The following is an 18,416-nucleotide window of genomic DNA, read 5'->3' as shown; positions in this document are numbered from 1 at the left end:
ATGTGTGGCATTTTGTCGAACGGTGTATATTGTTCGACATTTTTTGTATATAATCATGTTGATCTTAAAATTGCCAAATACAAACCAATAATGTATTTATAAGGTGGTAGTGAGTTGATTCGTGATTTGATTCTCAGTTTTTGCCTGTTGACGATTTTTACGTTTTTTTTCGAGCACTTTATGATGAGGGTAAACATTAATCTGAGGGTTTTAACAGGCTACACTTGGAAAGTGGGGATATACCAGGGCCTTGTGGGCGTCATTCTAATATATGCTGTTAGTCATCCCTTTAATAATTGCCTGATTGCGGACCTGAGTACCATCCCCATACTCATTGCTGCTTCCATTGGCGGCCCATTCGCATCAGCATTGGCGGCTTTGTTAATTATCCTTCCCCGTCTTATTTATGAGCCATCCATAAAGATGATGATAGTGGGGATTATTGATGTGTCCATCATTTTTATTGTTTGCAATATAACCATCCGCTATATTCACTCCTTCTGGAAGCAGTGGATCATCTTAGTCACCGTGACCAATCTTCTGTTGATATTATTTTATAATTATATTGACAACTCACATTCTTTATCCGCCAGTCTGCAATTTTTGGCCGTGTATGAGGCATCCGGGTTATTTATCGCGGCAAAGTTATTCTATATGTGCAATGCCCAGAGGCTGAAGCAACGGTTCGATGAGATGCAAAGCGATCTGTTAGAGATTCTTCATCTGCAACCTGGATTTATCTATAAATTGACCAGAGAAAATGAAGAATTCAAATATAAAATCGCCGGAGGTGCCTTGTGTGTTGAACTGGGGATTTCCTCCAGTGAACTCGTCGGCAAGACACTTGATAGACTGGATTTATTCCCTGAGGATCTAAGTGTTTTTATGAAGATTCAAAAGGAAAAGGCCTGGGCCGGAGAACCGCAGACATTTGAAATATTATTTAAGGAGCATACGCTGCTTATCAATCTGAATCCAGTTTTCTATGACAACATCGTTGGCGCTATCATCGGCTCTGTTATAGATATTTCCCAGCGCATGGAATCAGAGAAGAAGCTTAAAGAGAGTGAGGAGTTATACCGTTCGCTTGTGGAGAGCACCCAGGATTTCATAGTGTGGTTTGATGTGCAGGGACGAATTACATCTGTAAATAATAAAGTGGCCGAGACGCTTCGAATATCGCCTGGGAGCCTGATTGGGACAATGATAACAGAACAGATGCCAGCGGGTGAGCATGTTGAGCAATGGCTCTATTACTTCAGACAGGTCATCTCAAATGGAACGATGGAGAGATTTGAATACAGCTTTAGATCAGCCAGGAGAGAACATCAATATGATGTCACTTTGTCTCCGTTCTTTAACATGAAACAGGAAGTAATAGGGGTTATAACCACTGGGCATGATATTACCCATGTGAAGAAAAGCAGGGCGGCAGACGAAGCTAATAAGGCAAAAAGCGAGTTTCTTGCCCGCATGAGCCATGAAATACGTACCCCGCTTAGCGGAATCATAGGTCTCACGGAGCTTTTGACTAGACAGGAAATGTCTCCGGTGCAAAAAGATTATTTGAACAAAATTCTCTCCTCGTCCCATACCTTGCTTGGTATTATTAATGATGTTCTTGATCTCTCGAAGATTGAGGCCGGTAAAATTGAACTGCAAAAGGTTAATTTTAATCTGCATCAGCTGATGCAGGAATTATCGGATATTCTTGCCGTGCTTCTCGGATCGAAACAGCTAAAGTTCATTATTGATACATCGGCGGATATTCCGGAGATGCTCTATGGTGATTCTCTGCGCGTTGAACAAATTCTTATCAATATGATAAACAATGCCATTAAATTTACGGATAGGGGTCATATATACGTCAAAGTTGAACCCGTAAGATATGAAGAAGATATTATTCATTTGGAATTTTCGGTAGAAGATACGGGCATCGGGCTCACGAGCGATCAGATCGATCATCTGTTTGAACCCTTCATGCAGGTCAGACATTATTCCAGACAGATGGGTGGAGGAACCGGCCTGGGACTTCCGATCTGCAAATACTTTGTTGAACTGATGGGAGGAGATATTGAAATCAGCAGCGAGCCGGGACAGGGCAGTAAGTTTTCCTTTACCATTCCCTTTGAATATGCACGACCGGATGAATTGCTTCAGCTGGAGGAGCGGATGGAATTTTCACAAACCAGAGTTCTTGTCATTGAGAACAATGCTGCGGTTAGAAACGGGTTATGCTCTATGCTGGAATCAATGAACTTTGATGTTGCGGCATGTGAACAATCGGATCTTGTTTATTCTCATCTGCCTGTTGAAGTGATTGTGGTTGATTTAAGTATGAATGAGCGGGAAGGGTTGAACGACTGGCTGCAGCTTCAGAAAATACATCATACACATCCCGTTCGCTATGTTGCAATTTCAACGGCAGAGGTACGTGATGGGATTTCGAAATTGCCTGCGAGTCTGCAGCCGGATGCTCTAATTCTAATGCCCGTTAGCCGTAACGGCCTGTACCAGGCCATGTACACCTTGTTCAAGAATGAACCGGATTCACCGCATGAGATTAAGGGTAGCGGGAAGCTTTCCTTACCCGGGATTCAGCGGAAAATTCTGTTAGCAGAAGATAACGAAATTAATCAGCTTGTTGTCACAGAGCTTCTGACTTCATACGGCTTTGAGGTAACCGCAGCAAATGATGGTAAGGAGGCTCTGGCTTTACTGGAACATGGGGGATGGGACTTGCTTTTACTGGACATTCATATGCCTGAACTTAGTGGAATTGAGGTGACGAAGAAGATACGGCAGAACCGCGAGTATGACCACCTGCCCGTCATAGCCCTGACCGCAAATACTGTAAAGGAAGAGCATGAAATGTATTACCGCATTGGGATGAACGGTGTATTGACCAAGCCGCTTCAGGTCGATGCACTAATTGCGTTACTGAACAGACGTGTCAAAGGAATAGATTATCAATTGCTTTTGCAAAGAGTTAGCGGAAAAGAATATATTGTACGTTATATGTTCACTGTGTTTATTCGTGACTATAAGCTTTTTGTTGAACAACTGCGGGATGCCCTGAACAATGACGATTTAACTGGATATCATCGGATGCTTCATACCTTTAAGGGTGTGGCAGGGAATCTGTGTGCCGACCGGCTGCTGACAGCTGCAATGAGGCTTGAATTAGAACTAGAGCAGGATGCTGATCTCCAGAATGGATTGGACAATTTGGAGGATGAGCTTCTGGGGATCATCTCCTCTATACAGCACTATTTAGATAATGAATATCCTGGTGACAGCAAGGATGTACTTGATCATGAGAGGGTTTTATTATGAAAGTAATACTTATTGAGGATGACATGATTATCGGTGACATGATAAAGATGTATCTTGCAGAAGAAGGCAATATTGTTTACAGAGTAGATACAGGAACCGGAGGACTTGCTCTTATTGAGGAAAAGCAACCCGATCTTGTGATCATTGATTTAGTGCTGCCTGACTTAAACGGCATTGAGGTTTGCAGAGAGATTCGTAAAGAATCTGTGGTGCCCATCGTAATTATTTCTATGAATACCGAAGTCATGAGCCGTGTCGAAGCCTTAAACGCCGGGGCGGATGATTATTTATGCAAGCCCTTCAGCATGAAGGAGCTGTTAGCCAGAATGAATGCCATTTTACGGAGAGCGTATCAGAGATCAAATTATAAAGAGGCTGATGGAAGTCATTCAATTTCTAGACCGGAAGATAAAAGCATTGTTATTGAACATGAATACCGGTCCATTAAAGTTCAAGGGAAAATAGTAGAGACAACCTTTACCGAATTTGAAATTATGAAACTCCTTTATAACCATCCGGAGCGGGTGTTCTCGCGGGAGGAACTGATCATTTATCTGCGTGGAATCCATACATTAGTGAATGAACGCTCAATTGATGTGCATGTTATGAAGCTCAGAAATAAAATTGAACTAGATCCAAAAAATCCGAAATATATTAAAACAGTTTGGGGAATAGGCTATAAATTTTCGCTGAATAAATTCAATGAATATGAAGAAAAGACATAGATTCCTAATACTTTTACAAGAAATGTTTTAATACCTCTGCTCTATCATGAAAGGGAGATGTAAGTGATAGGAAGGGGATAGAACTGTGCGTAATCTAAAAGTAGCAACAAAACTGTTTCTGTTGATCGGAGTCTTTATTGTAGCCATGGTTGCACAATCTGCTCTTGGATATGTATCGTTGACGAAAATGGTTGATAATTCTAACGCGATGTATTTCGATCAGATGGTGCCGGAAGCAGATTTTCTAAATTACCGTACCGGCAACCGGGCGATGGAAAGCATTCTGTTCCAATCCATGCAGACTAGTACAAATCAAGAGGCGAAGGAATTAAAAATAAAATTCGATAGCCTAGTGAATGCGAATTCAAATATTCTGGATAGAATGCTTGTGAATGGGATCACCGAAGAGGAGAAAAAGCTTGTAAAAGATATTAAAACTGAATTTATTGTATACATCCGTTCCATGCAGGAAGCCTTTGCTTTGGGGGCTGTTAATCGCAATGTGGAAGCCTATGAATATTACAAAAATAATGTTGTACCCACAATGAATGTAATGCTTACTTTAGGTGACACATTGGAAAACAAACTTAAGGATAGTGCCGCTGCCATTAACACTTTGGTCCGCGAACAAGGGGAGCAAAGCATTCTGTTATCAAACATCCTGTCCATCGCTTTTTGTCTGCTCTGCACTGTTGTCGGAATTATCATCATAAGGATGATTGTAAAGCCGGTACAGGCTGTACAGAAGCTTATGAAAGAAGCGGAGAACAGAGATTTCACCGGAGAAGCAAGTTATCGTTCCAGAGATGAACTCGGACAACTTACGCATTCTCTCAATACTATGCTCGAGGTATTAAGAAACCTGTTCGGGCAGATTACAGAGACTTCGCAGCAGGTTGCGGCGTTCTCTGTGCAGCTTACGGCAAATGCGGAACAGACCAGCACAGCCAGTGAAAATATTGCGGCAAATGTTCAAGAAGTAGCGGGAGGTGCAGATCAACAGGTTCATGCGGTTGAAGTAACGGCCAGAACAATGGAACATATGAAGGACAGTATTCAGCTTATTGAACGGAATGCTCAGAACATGTCTGAAACAGCCTCACAGACTTCAGATCTATCATTGGAGGGAAATGAAGCGGTCCATACAGCTGTGAGTCAAATGAGTTCAATCTATGCGGCGATTGAAGAGCTGAACAGCATTATTCATGGTTTAGAACAGCAGTCAGAAGAGATAGGTCAGATTGTAGACACTATATCAGGGATTTCAGCACAAACCAATTTGCTCGCGCTGAACGCAACAATCGAAGCGGCCAGGGCTGGAGAACATGGCCGGGGATTTGCGGTTGTCGCGAATGAGGTCCGCAAGCTGGCTGAGCAATCAGCAGGATCGGCCCAAAAAATATCTGTCCTGATCAGTACGATTCAGTCGGAAACAGGCAAAGCTGTCCGATCCATGGAACGCACGTCTAAAGAGGTTGAGAGCGGGATCGAGATTGTGAATTCGGCAGGGCAAGCATTTGCACAGATTGAAGAGTCTGTGGATAACGTCGCCGCCCAGATCAGGGAAGTCACAAATGAAGTTCAGGATCTGGCTGCAGGAACAGAAATAGTGTTTCGTTCGGTGGAAGAGATCAATACTTCTGCCAAAACTTCTGCCTCCGGCACGCAGAATATTGCAGCAGCAACAGAAGAACAGCTAGCATCAATGGAAGAAATATCAGCATCCTCAGCTTCCTTAGCCCAAATGGCCGAGGATTTGTACGACAATTTAAACGGTTTCAAGATTTATAGGAATTAAGGTAAAGAATATGCTGATAATAATTCTGAAATTCATTGTATCCGCCGGTATTTGTATTTATCTTTTTTTACGAGTAACATCTCGGAAACTTATCAGCAATGTCCCAAAAGCAGAGGAGCCTCTTTATCGGCAGCAGCTTGAGAAAGATCTACACCATGCGCTCGAAAATGAAGAATTTTTTCTCGTATATCAACCACAGGTCGATGTTCCCAGACAGAAAATTGTGGGCGCTGAAGCATTGCTCCGTTGGGAGCATCCCACATTCGGAATGATCTCCCCCGAGATTTTCATTCCTATCCTTGAAGAGACGGGGCTCATTTGTCCGATTGGTGAATGGGTGCTCCTCTCTGCCTGCAGACAGTTGAACAAATGGGAGGAGCATTTAACGTCAGCAATTCGTATTTCAGTAAACCTGTCCGTCAGGCAACTGATGATGGATGATATTCCAAGTATCCTCTCTGGAATTATACGTGAAACCAACGTAGATCCTCGCAGGCTGGAACTTGAAATTACAGAAAGCGGATTTCTGACACATACGGAGAGCATGATAGCAACCGTAGAAAGTATCAAAGCAACCGGTGTGAATATCGCGATAGATGATTTTGGAAGCGGACAATCTTCTTTAAGTTATTTTAAGTATTTTCCAATAGATACACTCAAAGTTGACCGGATCTTCATTCGTGAAATGATAAGCAGCAATTGTGATCAGGCGATTGTATCATCTTTAATCTTCCTGGCACACAATCTGGGTATGAAGGTCATAGCTGAAGGGGTGGAACGAATGGAAGAACTAGAGCTTCTGTCTGATTATAAATGCGATGAGATTCAAGGATTCCTGTACAGTAAGCCCTTAGCGGTGAGAGACTTTGAAGATTTACTGGCGTCCGAAGGGATTTTTAACTATGATTTGGTGCTACAGTAGTTAATTCCGGCCGGGCCTCCCAATGATTGGAGCTGTGGGAATCTGGATGCACTCTTATAAGATTACTAGTTTTCTGATAGAATACTCCTAGAGGCGCAATGCAAATTGTATGCACAAGGAGAGGTTACACATGAGCACAGTAACAGAAACTAAGGGCCGGGTAATGATCGTGGATGGAATGGCTCTGCTGTTCCGGGCTTTTTATGCTACCTCTTATGGAGGATATATCCGCAAGACCAGCGCCGGGCTTCCGACGAATGCGGTGTATGGATTTTTGCAGTATTTTTTCGACGCGGTGAGTACGTTTGAGCCTTCACATGTGGTCTGCTGCTGGGATATGGGCAAGGGTACCTTCCGTACGGAGAAGTATGACGGCTACAAATCGAACCGCATTGATGCGCCGCTGGAGCTGATCCCGCAGTTTGACCTCGTGAAAGAGGTAGTGGCCGAGCTGGGCGTGCCGAATATCGGTCTGGTTGGTTATGAGGCAGATGACTGCATCGGTACACTGGCTTCGTGCTACAGCGGGGAGTCGGAGGTCTATATTCTCACAGGCGACCACGATATGCTGCAACTGGTGAATGACAGTGTCAAGGTCGTGATTATGAAAAAAGGCCGCTCCAACTATAAAGTGTATGATCCGGCGGAGCTCCTTGCTGAACGTGGCCTCACCCCTGCACAGGTGATTGACCTGAAGGGCTTCATGGGCGACACCAGCGACAATTATCCCGGCGTTAAGGGCATCGGTGAGAAAACAGCCACCAAGCTGCTGACCGAATACGGCACCGTGGAAGGTGTCATTGAGAACCTGCATCTGCTGCCCAAAGGCGTGCGGGCCAAAATCGAGGCTGACCTCGATATGCTGCATCTCTCGCGGGAGCTGGCGGAAATCCGCTGCGATGTGCCGGTGGTCTGCGAACTGGCGGACTGTCTGTGGGCACTGCAGCGGGATACTGCGGCACGCAAGTTCAATGAGCTGGAGTTCGGCAGCCTGATGCATCTGATCGGCGGGATCGCCGAGGTCCGGGATGACCGGGGAATCGTACAGATTGAACTCGGAGATTTGGGCTGAGAAGAGCTTAGTTATAGGCTTAGGCAGGCCAGAGCCTCCTGAATAAGCAGAAGACCCCTTGCGAAAATCTCGCGTAGGGGTCTTTTTGTGTTGTCCCTAACAAATGAATACCATATGCCGGGCTCAGATAATAATTCCGTCGCAGTGGTCAATCTCATGCTGAATGATCTGCGCAGTAAAGCCGGTGAAGGTCTGGTTCTGCGGCTTAAAATTACGGTCGAGGAACTCTACCTCAATGGAATCATAACGCACAGTTCTGCGTACGCCATCATGTGACAGACAGCTCTCCTCGGTTTCATAGGGATTATTACGCTTGCTGATGACCGGATTGATCATAGGGACATTTACCGGTCCGATACTGAACACTATGATGCGCTTGTTGACACCGATCATGTCAGCCGCCATGCCGACACAGCGGTCCGCATTGGCGCGCAGCGTATCCAGGAGATCCGTTAACACCGGCAGATCCTCTGGGGTAGCCGGAGTGGACTTCTGGCTTAGAATCGTCATATCTTTACATATGGGTCTGATCATAGTAATCTCCATTTTTTTATTTGGTTGCCACTGCCATGATATCATCTTTTGTATGGACAGTGAAATGAATCTTGCTAGAACAATAATGTAAAGCCGTCAGACACCTCCGGGTGTGTAGTGGTTTTTTGCAGTGCCGGTATATCGTGTATGGTGCGGAATTACAGATTTACTTTGCTTATTTGACAAGACTACTGTAGAATTAATAAGATATAATGGTAAAAATTGGAAACAAAAAAAGAGGGAGCATGCGTATGAAACTAAAATATCTAGGACTCACCGCAATTGTGCTGGTTTTCACGCTGTCTTTTTCAAGGATTGTGCTGCCCGCTTCAGCTGCGGTAATAGACATGAATTTGGGTTCAGCAGCCACTTTCGGACTACTTGCAAAGACGATGACAACGGTTGAGACTTCCGTTTCCGGAAATACGGGAGCTATTACTCAGACCGTAATTCCACATATAACAAATGGGAATAATTATTTAGATGATAGTGTTTATCATGCTGCTGACATTGATTTGGGTAATGCCATTGTGTATGCGAATTCACAGGTGCCTACTGTTAATGGAACGGCTGGAGCAGATCTGGGAGGCGAAATCCTGCTGCCCGGTATATATAATTATCCGGGTGCAGTTAATATCAGTGCTGATGTAACGCTTAGCGGTGATGATATTTTTATCTTCCAAATTGCTGGGACATTGGATACAACGGCCGGTACGAAGATTCTATTAACAGACGGGGCACAAGCCTGTAATATCTATTGGGTGGTAAACGGGGCCGCGACACTCGCGGCAAATACGGAGTTCAATGGCAGTTTATTGAGTCAATCTTCAGCAACAACGGTTGGTATTAATACTATTATAAATGGCAGAATTCTGTCACAAGATGCAGTTACATTCACTGGCCCGGGCCCGTCTAACATTACTGTTCCGGCTTGTGTACAGGAGCCGCCTGTGGAACCACCGGTACAACCGCCAGTACCAGCTACGGCAACGCCAATACCAGCTACGGCAACGCCAGTACCAGCTACGGCAACGCCAGTACCAGCTACGGCAACGCCAGTACCAGCTACGGCAACGCCAGTACCGGCTACGGCAACGCCAGTACCAGCTACGGTAATGCCAGTACCGGCAACGGCAACGCCAGTACCAGCTACGGCAATACCAATACCGGCCACGGCAACACCAGTGCCAGCCACGGCAACGCCAATACCAGCTATGACAACACCAATACCGTCTACAGCAACGCCAATAGCCACGGCCACACCAATCCCGGCTGAAGCAACGCCAGGCTCCGTTGCTTCACCTGTCAACACTCCTGCTGCTTCATCTCCTGCGGAGCTGCCGGCAGTGCCTGTTTGGATTGTAGAAACGGAATGGATTAAAGTAGGCTTACTTCCGGACGGGGATATGGTTATTGATGCAAAGCTCCCTGATAATCAAGAAGACACAGGAGTGTGGAATTTCGATCTGGGGGGAAAGTTATACAATATAGAAGGAACTGAAAGTGTTAAGTATAGGATCGCTAAAGCACCGGTAGGGACTTATAATATTCTGGTAAGATTCACTTCCCATAACGGAACTGTGTTCAAGTTTGAGGCGGTTCCCGTATCTGTACCTACAGTCACCGGAGGCCAGCTTCCGGCCACTGCAACGCCGTGGTACAACTTGCTTCTCTCAGGATCTCTATTAACCATAATGGGAGGAGTAATCTTATGGAGGAGAAAGCTTCGTGAATAAGCGGCACACTGAGCACAAAGTACAAGCCGGAAAACAGATATACGTTATCTCCCTGGTATCAATGATTATGGGGATCTTGTCTATCTCTTGGGCTCTGATTCATATCCAGGCGCAAGCGGTACCCGTTGCTTATAGCGAAAATACTCATCTTATCCCAATTCAGGCTGATCTGCGCAATAGTGTAAAGAGCAGCATCGCCGTTCCTGTAGAAGCAGGCGATTCCAGCAGCATACCGCCGCAGGATGATATCCTCTATCCCATAAGGCCGCTGGAAGGCGATGTTATCGGACAGCTGATAATTCCGGCATTACAGCAAATTCTTCCGATTATACACGGGACAGACGAGGATGAGCTGGAGGAGGGAATTGGACATTTCCCGGAAAGCGTACTGCCGGGTGAGAATAACAATTCGGTTCTATCCGGACACCGGGATACTGTCTTTTCCAAATTAGGCGAGCTGGAAATAGGAAACAAGCTAATCGTTGATACATCAGCCGGTTCTTTCACCTATAAGATAAGTGCTATACGGATTGTTGATAAAGACGATAAAACGATTATTGTACCTACAGACCACGCTGTCCTAACCGTAAGTACCTGCTACCCCTTTCACTTTATCGGCGCGGCTCCCGACCGTTATATTCTCATCGCAGACCTGATTGCTGAAGTCCGTTCCCCCACAACATGAAAATCTTTCGGCTTACCTTTATCCTTTGACATCTCGGTGTCAAAGGATTTTTTTTGGAGGGAAAACGGGCCTGACCACCCAAAGAAGTACTACATTCTATGCGCCACCGCAGCGAAGGATGGAAAAATTCTTAAGAAACGGTAGCACGAGATACTTAATTTAAAGATTGACGAACCGGCGGAAGCCTGACTATAATATTAATATAAGTGTTAAATGATTAACAAATATATTAACTTAAAGAGGAGCGTTAACTGAAATGGCAGAACGCATCGTACTGAACACTGATATCCGCAAAGGTACAATTAACCGTAACATCTATGGACATTTCGCTGAGCATCTGGGACGCTGTATCTATGAAGGCATCTGGGTAGGGGAAGATTCGCCGATTCCGAACACGAAGGGTATCCGCAACGATGTAGTGGAAGCGCTTAAGGAAATGAAGATTCCCGTATTGCGCTGGCCGGGCGGCTGCTTCGCCGATGAATACCACTGGAAGGACGGCATTGGCCCGAGTGAAGAACGCAAGCGGATGATCAATACCCATTGGGGCGGTGCGGTTGAGAACAATCATTTTGGTACACATGAATTCATGCGGCTCTGCGCCATGCTGGAATGTGAGCCGTACATCAACGGCAATGTAGGGAGCGGAACGGTACAGGAGATGTCCGAGTGGGTTGAGTATTTGACCTTTAACGGCGTATCTCCAATGGCTGAGCTGCGCCAGAAGAACGGCCAGGAAGAGGCCTGGAGTGTAGCTTACTTCGGCGTGGGCAATGAGAACTGGGGCTGCGGCGGCAATATGCGTCCTGAATATTATGCTGACCTGTACCGCCAATATCAGACTTATGTGCGCAACTATGGGGATAACAAGATTCACCGGATCGCCTGCGGCGCGAACTCGGATGACTATAACTGGACCGAAGTGCTGATGCGCGAAGCCACCCGCTTCATGGATTCGCTTACCCTGCACTACTACACCCTGCCGACTTCGGATTGGACTAATAAAGGTGCGGCTACCGGCTATGGAACGGATGAATATTTCAACACATTGAAGAAGGCGCTGTTCATGGATGAGCTGGTTACCCGGCACAGTGTCATTATGGACAAATACGATCCGGACAAAAGAGTGGGCCTGATCGTCGATGAATGGGGCACCTGGTATGATGTGGAACCCGGTACGAACCCTGGATTCCTCTACCAGCAGAACACGATCCGCGATGCGCTGGTTGCCGGTCTGACCCTGAATATCTTCCACAAGCACAGCGACCGTGTGCGGATGGCGAACATTGCCCAGACCGTTAACGTGCTGCAGGCTGTAATCCTGACCGAAGGCGAGAAAATGCTGCTGACTCCAACCTATCATGTATTCAATATGTATAAAGTACATCAGGATGCGGAGCTGCTGGATCTGACGGTGGATAGTCCGGTATACAGCTATGAGGGCGTGGAGATTCCTGAAGTATCTGCTTCAGCTTCCGTAACAGCAGAGGGTGTCATTCATGTCAGCCTGTGCAACCTGAATCACGCTGCACCGGCAGTATTGCCGCTGGAGCTGCGCGGACTGGCTGGACAGTCAGCAGCCGTAAGCGGCACTACACTTGCCGGGTCTTCCATCGATGCCCACAATACCTTCGGGCAGCCGGAAGCGGTAGTACCGCAGCCGTTCACCGCCTTCCAGCTTGAAGCCAACACCCTTACGGTTGAACTGCCGCCAATGTCGGTGACAGTACTGGCAATTACTCCGGGAGCTTAACGGGAAGGAGCGCAGCATGACTACAACCTCAGCATGCAAGGGATGCCGGGAAGAGTACAAGGTGACGGAAGCGCAGATTGCCCGGATTCTCGCCTCCTCCATGTTCAATCCGGAGAATACAGCCCCGGACGAAGTCTACGCCGAGCGGGTTGCCCTATGCGGAGCTTGTCCCAAGCTGCAGGATGGCGTAACCTGCATTGCCTGCGGCTGCATTATACCGGTCGTGGCCCGGCTGAAGGCGCGCGGCTGTCCGCTGCCGGGCGGCGGCCTGTGGCAGCCGGTGACTGATTAAACTGCAAAGCTGCCCTGCAATACACCCGTAACCACAACAGTGGCAGCGGGAGACCTGAGCTTAAGGTCTCCTGCTGCCGCTGTTTGCTGTCCAGTCCTGGTCATTCCGTCCGGCTGGCACTTGCCGATGCTTCAACTGCATCTGTATAAAAGAGCTCAAACACAAGATCCTCGTTATAGTTGCCGAACCCCTTGCCGAATAAGGTAAGGCCGCCGATATGCTCCGCATCCTCTTCCACAGAGACCTTGAACGTCCACTGCTTATCACGGATACCGACCTGCTCCAGTGTAACCTCTGACAGCTTCTGACCGTCCATGAACGTGCCCGCCGGAGTAATCCTCAGCTGCTTAAGCAGTCCATATTGGTTGGTGAGCGCAGGCCACCAGGCAGGAGTGTATTTGCCCGGGCTGTCCCCGTAGTCGCCGGGGCTGGTCCAGAAGCCGAGCCGCTGACCGTTCAATGTGAAGGTGATGTCGGAAGGCCAGTTATTATTAATGGACGGGGCTTCGGAGGCAATCTCCATCGTGATGACCAGCTCCTCAGGCTTCTGGCTGGACAGCAGGAAGTTCGGGATTTTATATTCTACGAATCCTTTGCCGAACCACAGAATGCCCGCATTCACCCGCTCCTGATCCCAGAAATACCGCGGATCGTCGAAGTTGCCGATCACCCGCTCGGTTGTAGATAAGCCGCAGGTCGGTTCAATCCGGAAATCAGAGTAGTGGCCCACGGGAATTTCCTTACGGTAGCCTCTGCGCTGTGTTCTGGCTTGTCCGGGGAAAATAATCTCAGCACTCTCGGCGGCCAGTGTACAAATCTTCTGCAGTCCGCTGCGTCCGGGAGCCATGTGGCTGCGGATCAGCCCGGCAGCTTCCAGCTTGCGCACATGCATCGTCATAATGGCACTGCTGAGCTTCAGCGCCCCGGCCAGTTCCTTGACGTTCATCGGCTGTTCGGACAGGAGCCGCAGCATCTGCAGGCGCACAGCGCTGGATAACGCTTCGTACACGGGTAAAGATTGTTCGGTTAGATCAAGTTTCATGCGCTGCCTCCACGTTCAGGTTATATAGTTAATAATTATATTACTCAAATGATATTCTTACAAGCAAATGAACGCTGCCCTGCAAGCAAATGAATACTGCGTCCTCGCAGCCGCTCCAATTTTATCACAGACATGCAGAGCCTGTTCCGCTATGATGTAGGATGGATTAGCGATGTAACAAGGTGCTCTTGCCGGATCAGGCAAGGGATAACAGGGAATCGGGTGCAAGTCCCGAGCGGTCCCGCCACTGTAAGGAAGAGCTGAACTTCATGATGTCACTCGGGGAGAACCCCGGGGAAGACGAAGGGTATAGCGCCCGTATTCCAAGCCAGGAGACCTACCTTGATTACGCACACCACGACTCTACGCGGATAGGAGCGGTGTACGGATAGGTTAATGAGATGAAGCGATGTGCCTGCAGGACCGGAGGGAATCTTGAAGATCAAGATCAGAGCCGGTTCAATGTTATGCAGACACAGCGTTGAGCGGCCCATGCGGAGCGACCGGGTGCAGAACCCCTTGTTGGCGCACGGCAGTGCTCTCTATCGAATCATACCTGCGTACATACACTCCCACCCTGAAGGGCGGGAGTTTTTTGGGTTTGCTATATTTAAGAAACTTGGAGGCTGACAAATGAAGAAACGCGGATTTTGGGGTTTTGCGGCGCTGATTGCCGGATTTACAGTGTACTTTATGCTGAATGAACCGGGAACAGCCCAGGCTATGCACATTATGGAAGGTTTTCTGCCGGTAGGCTGGGCTGTGTTCTGGTGGGTGGCGTTTTTACCGTTCTTCGTACTCGGGATTATCAGGCTTAGATCGATGACCAGGGAGAATCCGGAACTGAAGCTGCTGCTGGGTCTGGCAGGGGCTTTCACCTTCGTCTTATCGGCGCTCAAAATGCCTTCCGTTACCGGAAGCAGCTCGCATCCTACAGGTACCGGACTTGGCGCAGTTATGCTGGGACCGCTGCCGATGGGCGTGATCGGCTCGATCGTGCTGTTGTTTCAGGCGCTGCTTCTGGCGCACGGGGGGATCACTACGCTGGGGGCGAATGCGTTCTCGATGGCGGTCGCGGGGCCTTTTGCCGGATATGCAGTCTATAAGCTGATGATGAAGCTGCCGGACCGTGAGAAGCTGGCCTTATTCTGTGCGGCGGCGGTTGCCGATCTAATGACATATGTAGTGACTTCCTTCCAGCTTGCGGTGGCTTTTCCGGCTGCGGATGGCGGAGTCCTGGCGTCTTTTCTCAAATTCGGGGGGATCTTTGCCGTGACGCAGATTCCACTGGCCATCAGCGAAGGGCTGCTGACCGTATTATTGTGGAACTGGCTGAAATCGTACAGTCCGAATGAAATGTCGCTCCTGAAACGCAAGGTCAAAGGGGGAAATGCATAATGAGCAATAAATGGAAAAATGGATTGATGCTGCTGGCCGTTGTCCTGTTGTGTGTCTTGCCGCTGCTGTTCGTGAGTGGTGATTTCGGCGGGGCCGATGATGCTGCCGAGGGTGTAATCACAGAGATTAACCCTGAATATGAACCCTGGTTCAAGCCGCTGACCGAGCTTCCGGGTGAGACGGAGAGTATGCTGTTCGCATTGCAGGCGGCGATTGGTGCCGGGGTAATCGGATATTCACTGGGGCTGCTGAAAGGGAAACAAGGCCAGGCGAAGCAGAACAGCATCAGCAAGTGATCAGACGAATTGATGTCCTTTCTTATAATAATGCCTTGAGGCAGCTGTCTCCTATGTGGAAAAGCTCGTTCGCGGCACTGATGTTCCTGCTCTCCTATACCGTGCATCCGGTGCTGCAGCTTGTGATTACGCTGTGGATGATGTCCTGGTGCATCCTGCATGCCAAAATTCCCTATCGCGCCTATGGGCTGCTGTTTGGTACGGCGCTGCTGTTCTATTGCCTTAGTGTACCGGCGCTGCTCGTGGATTTCGGCCACCCCGCTGCCGGGGAAGCTGGCGTATTCCGGATTTCCGGGCAGCCTCTTCCGGCGTATATCACGGCAGCAGGGCTGGAGCGGGCCGGTGAACTGCTGGCCAGAGTCTCGGCCTGCATGAGCTGCTTCTTCTTCCTGATGTTCACCACCCCGTTCAGCGAGCTTCTGCAGGTGCTGCGCAGGCTGCGTATGCCGCAGATTGTGCTGGAGCTGATGCTGATTATGTACCGCTTCCTGTTCCTGCTGAATGATGCAGCGCACGGGCTGATGCTGGCCCGGAGGCTGCGCGGCGGCAGAAGAGGTTACAAGGCCAGGCTGCGGGAGACTGCGGCCATGGCCGGGGCCCTCTTCGGAAATACGATGCACCGTTATTACGGATTGTCGCAGGGGCTGCTGACCCGCGGGTTCACGGGGGAGATCATTCTGCCGCCGTATACCGCGCAGCCTGTGCCGCGGCGTTATGCGGTCCGGGCGTATGCCGGGATCGCTGTGCTGGCGCTGGCGCAGCTTTGGCTGTGGCTGCGGGGTTGAATTTAAGATTTTAGTGCAAGAAATCTGCTGGCTTTGTTGAAATCATGCCCAAAGTACAACAATTTCCCCGAAATATCGGATGTATTCCACAATTGTTGTACAAAAGGCAGCATTTCACTTCATTTAGTTGGCTCTGAGGGAAGATTGTTGTATTCCATACAACAATCCCCCAGAAGGCCGGAGTATCCAGGATTCAAAGCTGTAAAACGTGCAACATTTATCCGATTCCGCTTTGCCAAATCTCATTAGAGGAGTACGCCATGGACATGGAATATAGTCTGGCTTTTGACGGGGTGGTGTTTCATTACCCGGATACGAAGGAAGCCGCGCTGCGTGAACTAACCGTCTCCATTCCCAAAGGCCGCAAAACGGCGGTGCTTGGCCACAATGGTTCGGGCAAATCGACCCTGTTCCTGCATGCTGTCGGCATTCTGCGTCCGCAGCGTGGTATGGTTCAGCAGGGAGGCAGGACATTGTCCTATGCCAAAAAAGAGCTGGCTGCGCTGCGGCGCAGTGTGGGCCTTGTTTTTCAGGACCCGGAGCAGCAGCTCATATTGAGCACACCTCTGGAGGATGTGTCCTTCGGGCTGCGGGGAACGGGGATGGACGAAGCCGCAATAGCTGAGCGCTGCCGCAGTGTCATGGAACTGCTGAACCTGACGGAGCTGAGTGACAAACCGGTTCACCAGCTTAGCCTGGGGCAGAAAAAACGCACCGCACTCGCCGGAGTAATGGCGATGGAGCCGGAGCTGATCCTGCTGGATGAGCCGACCTCGTATCTGGACCCGTTATCCGAGACACAGATGCTGCAGGGTCTTGATCTTATACATGAAAAAGGCACAACCGTAGTTATGGCTACGCATGATATGAACTTGGCGTACCGCTGGGCCGACTGGATTATCGTACTGGATCAGGGGAGGTGCCGGGCTGAGGGGACGCCGGAGGAGATTTTTGCCGGGGCGGAAGAATTGCAGGCCATCGGCCTCGGTCTGCCGCTGCTGGCCGACTTGTGGTACAGCCTGCCTGCACGGCACACCGCCGGCCAGCCAGCCCCCCGCACGGCGGGAGATTTCAAAGCTGTACTAAACAGGCTGCTGAATAGTTAATACAGGTATTCATGAACGGGGGAAGAAGGATGAAGAAACAAGGTAAGCTGCTGATTATCGGCTTCGGTCCCGGAGCGCTGGAGCATATTACCGGCCGGGCGCTGGCTGCTCTCGAAGAGAGTGAGGCTGTAATCGGCTATAACACTTATGTGGATCTGATCAAACCGCTGCTGCGGCATCAGGAGATTGTCGGCACCGGCATGACCGAAGAGGTCAGCCGGGCGCAGGAGGCCGTCCGCCGAGCCGAGGACGGCCAGACCATTGCCGTAATATCCAGCGGCGATGCCGGTGTATACGGCATGGCGGGTCTGGTCTACGAGGTGCTGATTGAACGGGGCTGGAACCGGGCTGACGGAGTAGAGGTCGAGGTGATCCCCGGAATATCGGCGATCCAGTCCTGTTCTTCCCTGCTGGGAGCGCCGATCATGCATGATTCCTGCACAATCAGCCTCAGCGATCATCTTACCCCGTGGGAGAGCATTGCCGCGCGTGTAGAAGCGGCGGGCGCTGCGGATTTCGTGATCGCCTTCTATAACCCTCGCAGCGGCAAGCGGACGCGCCAGATTGAAGAAGCACGCAATATCCTGCTGCGTTATCGTGATCCTTCCACGCCGGTCGGCATTGTCAAAAGCGCCTACCGTGACCGTCAGCAGACGATCGTCACTACGCTGCAGGAGATGCTGGAGCATGAGATCGGCATGCTCTCTACGGTTGTCGTCGGCAACTCGGCGACGGTGGTCTACGAGGGACTAATGGTTACGCCGCGCGGATACGAGCGCAAGTACAATCTTGGCGCGCAGACGCAGGCGCTGAAACCGCATGAGCGGCTGCGCACTGCGGCCGAACCTTGGTCGCTGGCTGCGGCGGAGAGTGTGGCGGCTGAGGCGGGACGGTCTGAAGGGACAGCGGTGGAGAGTGTGGCTGCTGAGGCGGAGC

Annotated in this window: 16 protein-coding genes, 2 pseudogenes and 1 riboswitch; of the genes and pseudogenes, 15 read left to right on the top strand and 3 right to left on the bottom strand. The window is 49.3% G+C overall.

The annotated features are described in order from the left end of the window. The first annotated feature begins 114 nt into the window (after positions 1-114). The 5 genes from NSQ73_RS22875 (at position 115) to NSQ73_RS22855 (ending at position 7,853) form a co-directional block, all read left to right on the top strand. Positions 115-3,336: a response regulator gene (locus tag NSQ73_RS22875; RefSeq protein WP_340988303.1), complete on the top strand. Its 3,222-nt coding sequence runs from the start codon at positions 115-117 to the stop codon at positions 3,334-3,336. Beyond that, positions 3,333-4,061 carry a response regulator transcription factor gene (locus NSQ73_RS22870; protein ID WP_042135104.1) on the top strand — a complete coding sequence of 243 codons (729 nt, stop codon included), beginning with the start codon at positions 3,333-3,335 and terminating at the stop codon, positions 4,059-4,061. Before NSQ73_RS22875 ends, NSQ73_RS22870 begins: the two co-directional genes overlap by 4 nt. An 85-nt stretch (positions 4,062-4,146) precedes the next feature. Continuing rightward, on the top strand, positions 4,147-5,859 hold the full coding sequence (locus tag NSQ73_RS22865; RefSeq protein ID WP_340988302.1) for a methyl-accepting chemotaxis protein: 1,713 nt from the start codon (positions 4,147-4,149) through the stop codon (positions 5,857-5,859). 10 nt (positions 5,860-5,869) lie between these two features. Further along, entirely contained in the window at positions 5,870-6,781 is a 912-nt protein-coding gene (locus tag NSQ73_RS22860) for a putative bifunctional diguanylate cyclase/phosphodiesterase (protein ID WP_340988301.1), read from the top strand. Positions 6,782-6,911: 130 nt separating this feature from the next. Next, entirely contained in the window at positions 6,912-7,853 is a 942-nt protein-coding gene (locus tag NSQ73_RS22855) for a 5'-3' exonuclease (RefSeq protein ID WP_042135106.1), read from the top strand. Positions 7,854-7,976: 123 nt separating this feature from the next. Here NSQ73_RS22855 and NSQ73_RS22850 read toward each other — a convergent pair whose 3' ends face one another. Continuing rightward, on the bottom strand, positions 7,977-8,387 hold the full coding sequence (locus tag NSQ73_RS22850) for a peptide deformylase (RefSeq protein WP_340988300.1): 411 nt from the start codon (positions 8,385-8,387) through the stop codon (positions 7,977-7,979). A 212-nt stretch (positions 8,388-8,599) separates the two neighbouring features. Here NSQ73_RS22850 and NSQ73_RS35005 point away from each other — a divergent pair. Next, positions 8,600-9,223, top strand: a pseudogene (locus NSQ73_RS35005) (ice-binding family protein); the annotation flags it as partial. Here the strand turns inward: NSQ73_RS35005 and NSQ73_RS22845 are convergent. Beyond that, entirely contained in the window at positions 9,208-9,699 is a 492-nt protein-coding gene (locus tag NSQ73_RS22845; RefSeq protein WP_340988299.1) for a hypothetical protein, read from the bottom strand. The pseudogene NSQ73_RS35005 and the gene NSQ73_RS22845 sit on opposite strands and share 16 nt — an antisense overlap. Positions 9,700-9,733: 34 nt before the next feature. Between NSQ73_RS22845 and NSQ73_RS22840 the strand changes: the two genes are divergently transcribed. The 4 genes from NSQ73_RS22840 to NSQ73_RS22825 all read left to right on the top strand — a co-directional run bounded on the left by NSQ73_RS22840 (position 9,734) and on the right by NSQ73_RS22825 (position 12,853). Further along, positions 9,734-10,123, top strand: coding sequence for an LPXTG cell wall anchor domain-containing protein (locus NSQ73_RS22840; protein ID WP_340988298.1), 390 nt, complete (start codon positions 9,734-9,736; stop codon positions 10,121-10,123). Then, positions 10,116-10,808, top strand: a complete 693-nt coding sequence (locus NSQ73_RS22835; protein ID WP_340988297.1) for a class D sortase — start codon at positions 10,116-10,118, stop codon at positions 10,806-10,808. The genes NSQ73_RS22840 and NSQ73_RS22835 overlap by 8 nt, the downstream gene beginning before the upstream one ends. A 256-nt stretch (positions 10,809-11,064) precedes the next feature. Next, positions 11,065-12,561 (top strand): alpha-N-arabinofuranosidase, encoded by a 1,497-nt coding sequence (locus NSQ73_RS22830; protein ID WP_340988296.1) that lies wholly within the window; start codon positions 11,065-11,067, stop codon positions 12,559-12,561. Between the two features lie 16 nt (positions 12,562-12,577). Continuing rightward, entirely contained in the window at positions 12,578-12,853 is a 276-nt protein-coding gene (locus NSQ73_RS22825) for a DUF6171 family protein (protein WP_336102646.1), read from the top strand. 100 nt (positions 12,854-12,953) lie between these two features. On the opposite strand, the gene NSQ73_RS22820 is transcribed toward NSQ73_RS22825, so the two are convergent. After that, positions 12,954-13,895, bottom strand: a complete 942-nt coding sequence (locus NSQ73_RS22820; protein WP_340988295.1) for an ArsR/SmtB family transcription factor — start codon at positions 13,893-13,895, stop codon at positions 12,954-12,956. A gap of 163 nt (positions 13,896-14,058) precedes the next feature. Next, a riboswitch (cobalamin riboswitch) is annotated at positions 14,059-14,254 on the top strand. Between the two features lie 274 nt (positions 14,255-14,528). On the opposite strand from NSQ73_RS22820, the gene NSQ73_RS22815 reads away from it, so the two are divergent. From NSQ73_RS22815 to cobJ, 5 genes and pseudogenes are all read left to right on the top strand, one after another. Next, the gene (locus tag NSQ73_RS22815; RefSeq protein WP_340988294.1) at positions 14,529-15,293 is read left to right on the top strand and encodes an energy-coupling factor ABC transporter permease; all 765 of its coding nucleotides are present in this window, start codon (positions 14,529-14,531) and stop codon (positions 15,291-15,293) included. Further along, positions 15,293-15,589, top strand: coding sequence for an energy-coupling factor ABC transporter substrate-binding protein (locus tag NSQ73_RS22810; RefSeq protein ID WP_042135118.1), 297 nt, complete (start codon positions 15,293-15,295; stop codon positions 15,587-15,589). Before NSQ73_RS22815 ends, NSQ73_RS22810 begins: the two co-directional genes overlap by 1 nt. Further along, positions 15,586-16,374 carry a cobalt ECF transporter T component CbiQ gene (cbiQ, locus tag NSQ73_RS22805; RefSeq protein WP_340988293.1) on the top strand — a complete coding sequence of 263 codons (789 nt, stop codon included), beginning with the start codon at positions 15,586-15,588 and terminating at the stop codon, positions 16,372-16,374. Before NSQ73_RS22810 ends, cbiQ begins: the two co-directional genes overlap by 4 nt. A gap of 260 nt (positions 16,375-16,634) precedes the next feature. Further along, positions 16,635-17,480 carry an energy-coupling factor ABC transporter ATP-binding protein gene (locus NSQ73_RS22800; protein ID WP_340988292.1) on the top strand — a complete coding sequence of 282 codons (846 nt, stop codon included), beginning with the start codon at positions 16,635-16,637 and terminating at the stop codon, positions 17,478-17,480. A gap of 29 nt (positions 17,481-17,509) precedes the next feature. Further along, a pseudogene (gene cobJ / locus NSQ73_RS35000) lies at positions 17,510-18,353 on the top strand (precorrin-3B C(17)-methyltransferase); the annotation flags it as partial. Positions 18,354-18,416 lie beyond the last annotated feature (63 nt).

It is taken from the genome of Paenibacillus sp. FSL R10-2736 (genome assembly GCF_038000245.1).
Lineage (GTDB): Bacteria > Bacillota > Bacilli > Paenibacillales > Paenibacillaceae > Paenibacillus_AQ > Paenibacillus_AQ phytohabitans.
Note: the sequence above shows the minus strand (reverse complement) of the source record. Positions and strands in the feature narration are given on the sequence as shown.

What these genes read in the sequence shown, in the direction of transcription:
- NSQ73_RS22870 (WP_042135104.1), top strand. Translation starts at nt 3,333, where the DNA reads ATGAAAGTAATACTTATTGAGGATGACATGATTATCGGTGACATGATA.
- NSQ73_RS22860 (WP_340988301.1), top strand. Translation starts at nt 5,870, where the DNA reads ATGCTGATAATAATTCTGAAATTCATTGTATCCGCCGGTATTTGTATT.
- NSQ73_RS22855 (WP_042135106.1), top strand. Translation starts at nt 6,912, where the DNA reads ATGAGCACAGTAACAGAAACTAAGGGCCGGGTAATGATCGTGGATGGA.
- NSQ73_RS22850 (WP_340988300.1), bottom strand. Translation starts at nt 8,387, where the DNA reads ATGATCAGACCCATATGTAAAGATATGACGATTCTAAGCCAGAAGTCC.
- NSQ73_RS22830 (WP_340988296.1), top strand. Translation starts at nt 11,065, where the DNA reads ATGGCAGAACGCATCGTACTGAACACTGATATCCGCAAAGGTACAATT.
- NSQ73_RS22825 (WP_336102646.1), top strand. Translation starts at nt 12,578, where the DNA reads ATGACTACAACCTCAGCATGCAAGGGATGCCGGGAAGAGTACAAGGTG.
- NSQ73_RS22820 (WP_340988295.1), bottom strand. Translation starts at nt 13,895, where the DNA reads ATGAAACTTGATCTAACCGAACAATCTTTACCCGTGTACGAAGCGTTA.
- NSQ73_RS22815 (WP_340988294.1), top strand. Translation starts at nt 14,529, where the DNA reads ATGAAGAAACGCGGATTTTGGGGTTTTGCGGCGCTGATTGCCGGATTT.
- NSQ73_RS22810 (WP_042135118.1), top strand. Translation starts at nt 15,293, where the DNA reads ATGAGCAATAAATGGAAAAATGGATTGATGCTGCTGGCCGTTGTCCTG.
- NSQ73_RS22800 (WP_340988292.1), top strand. Translation starts at nt 16,635, where the DNA reads ATGGACATGGAATATAGTCTGGCTTTTGACGGGGTGGTGTTTCATTAC.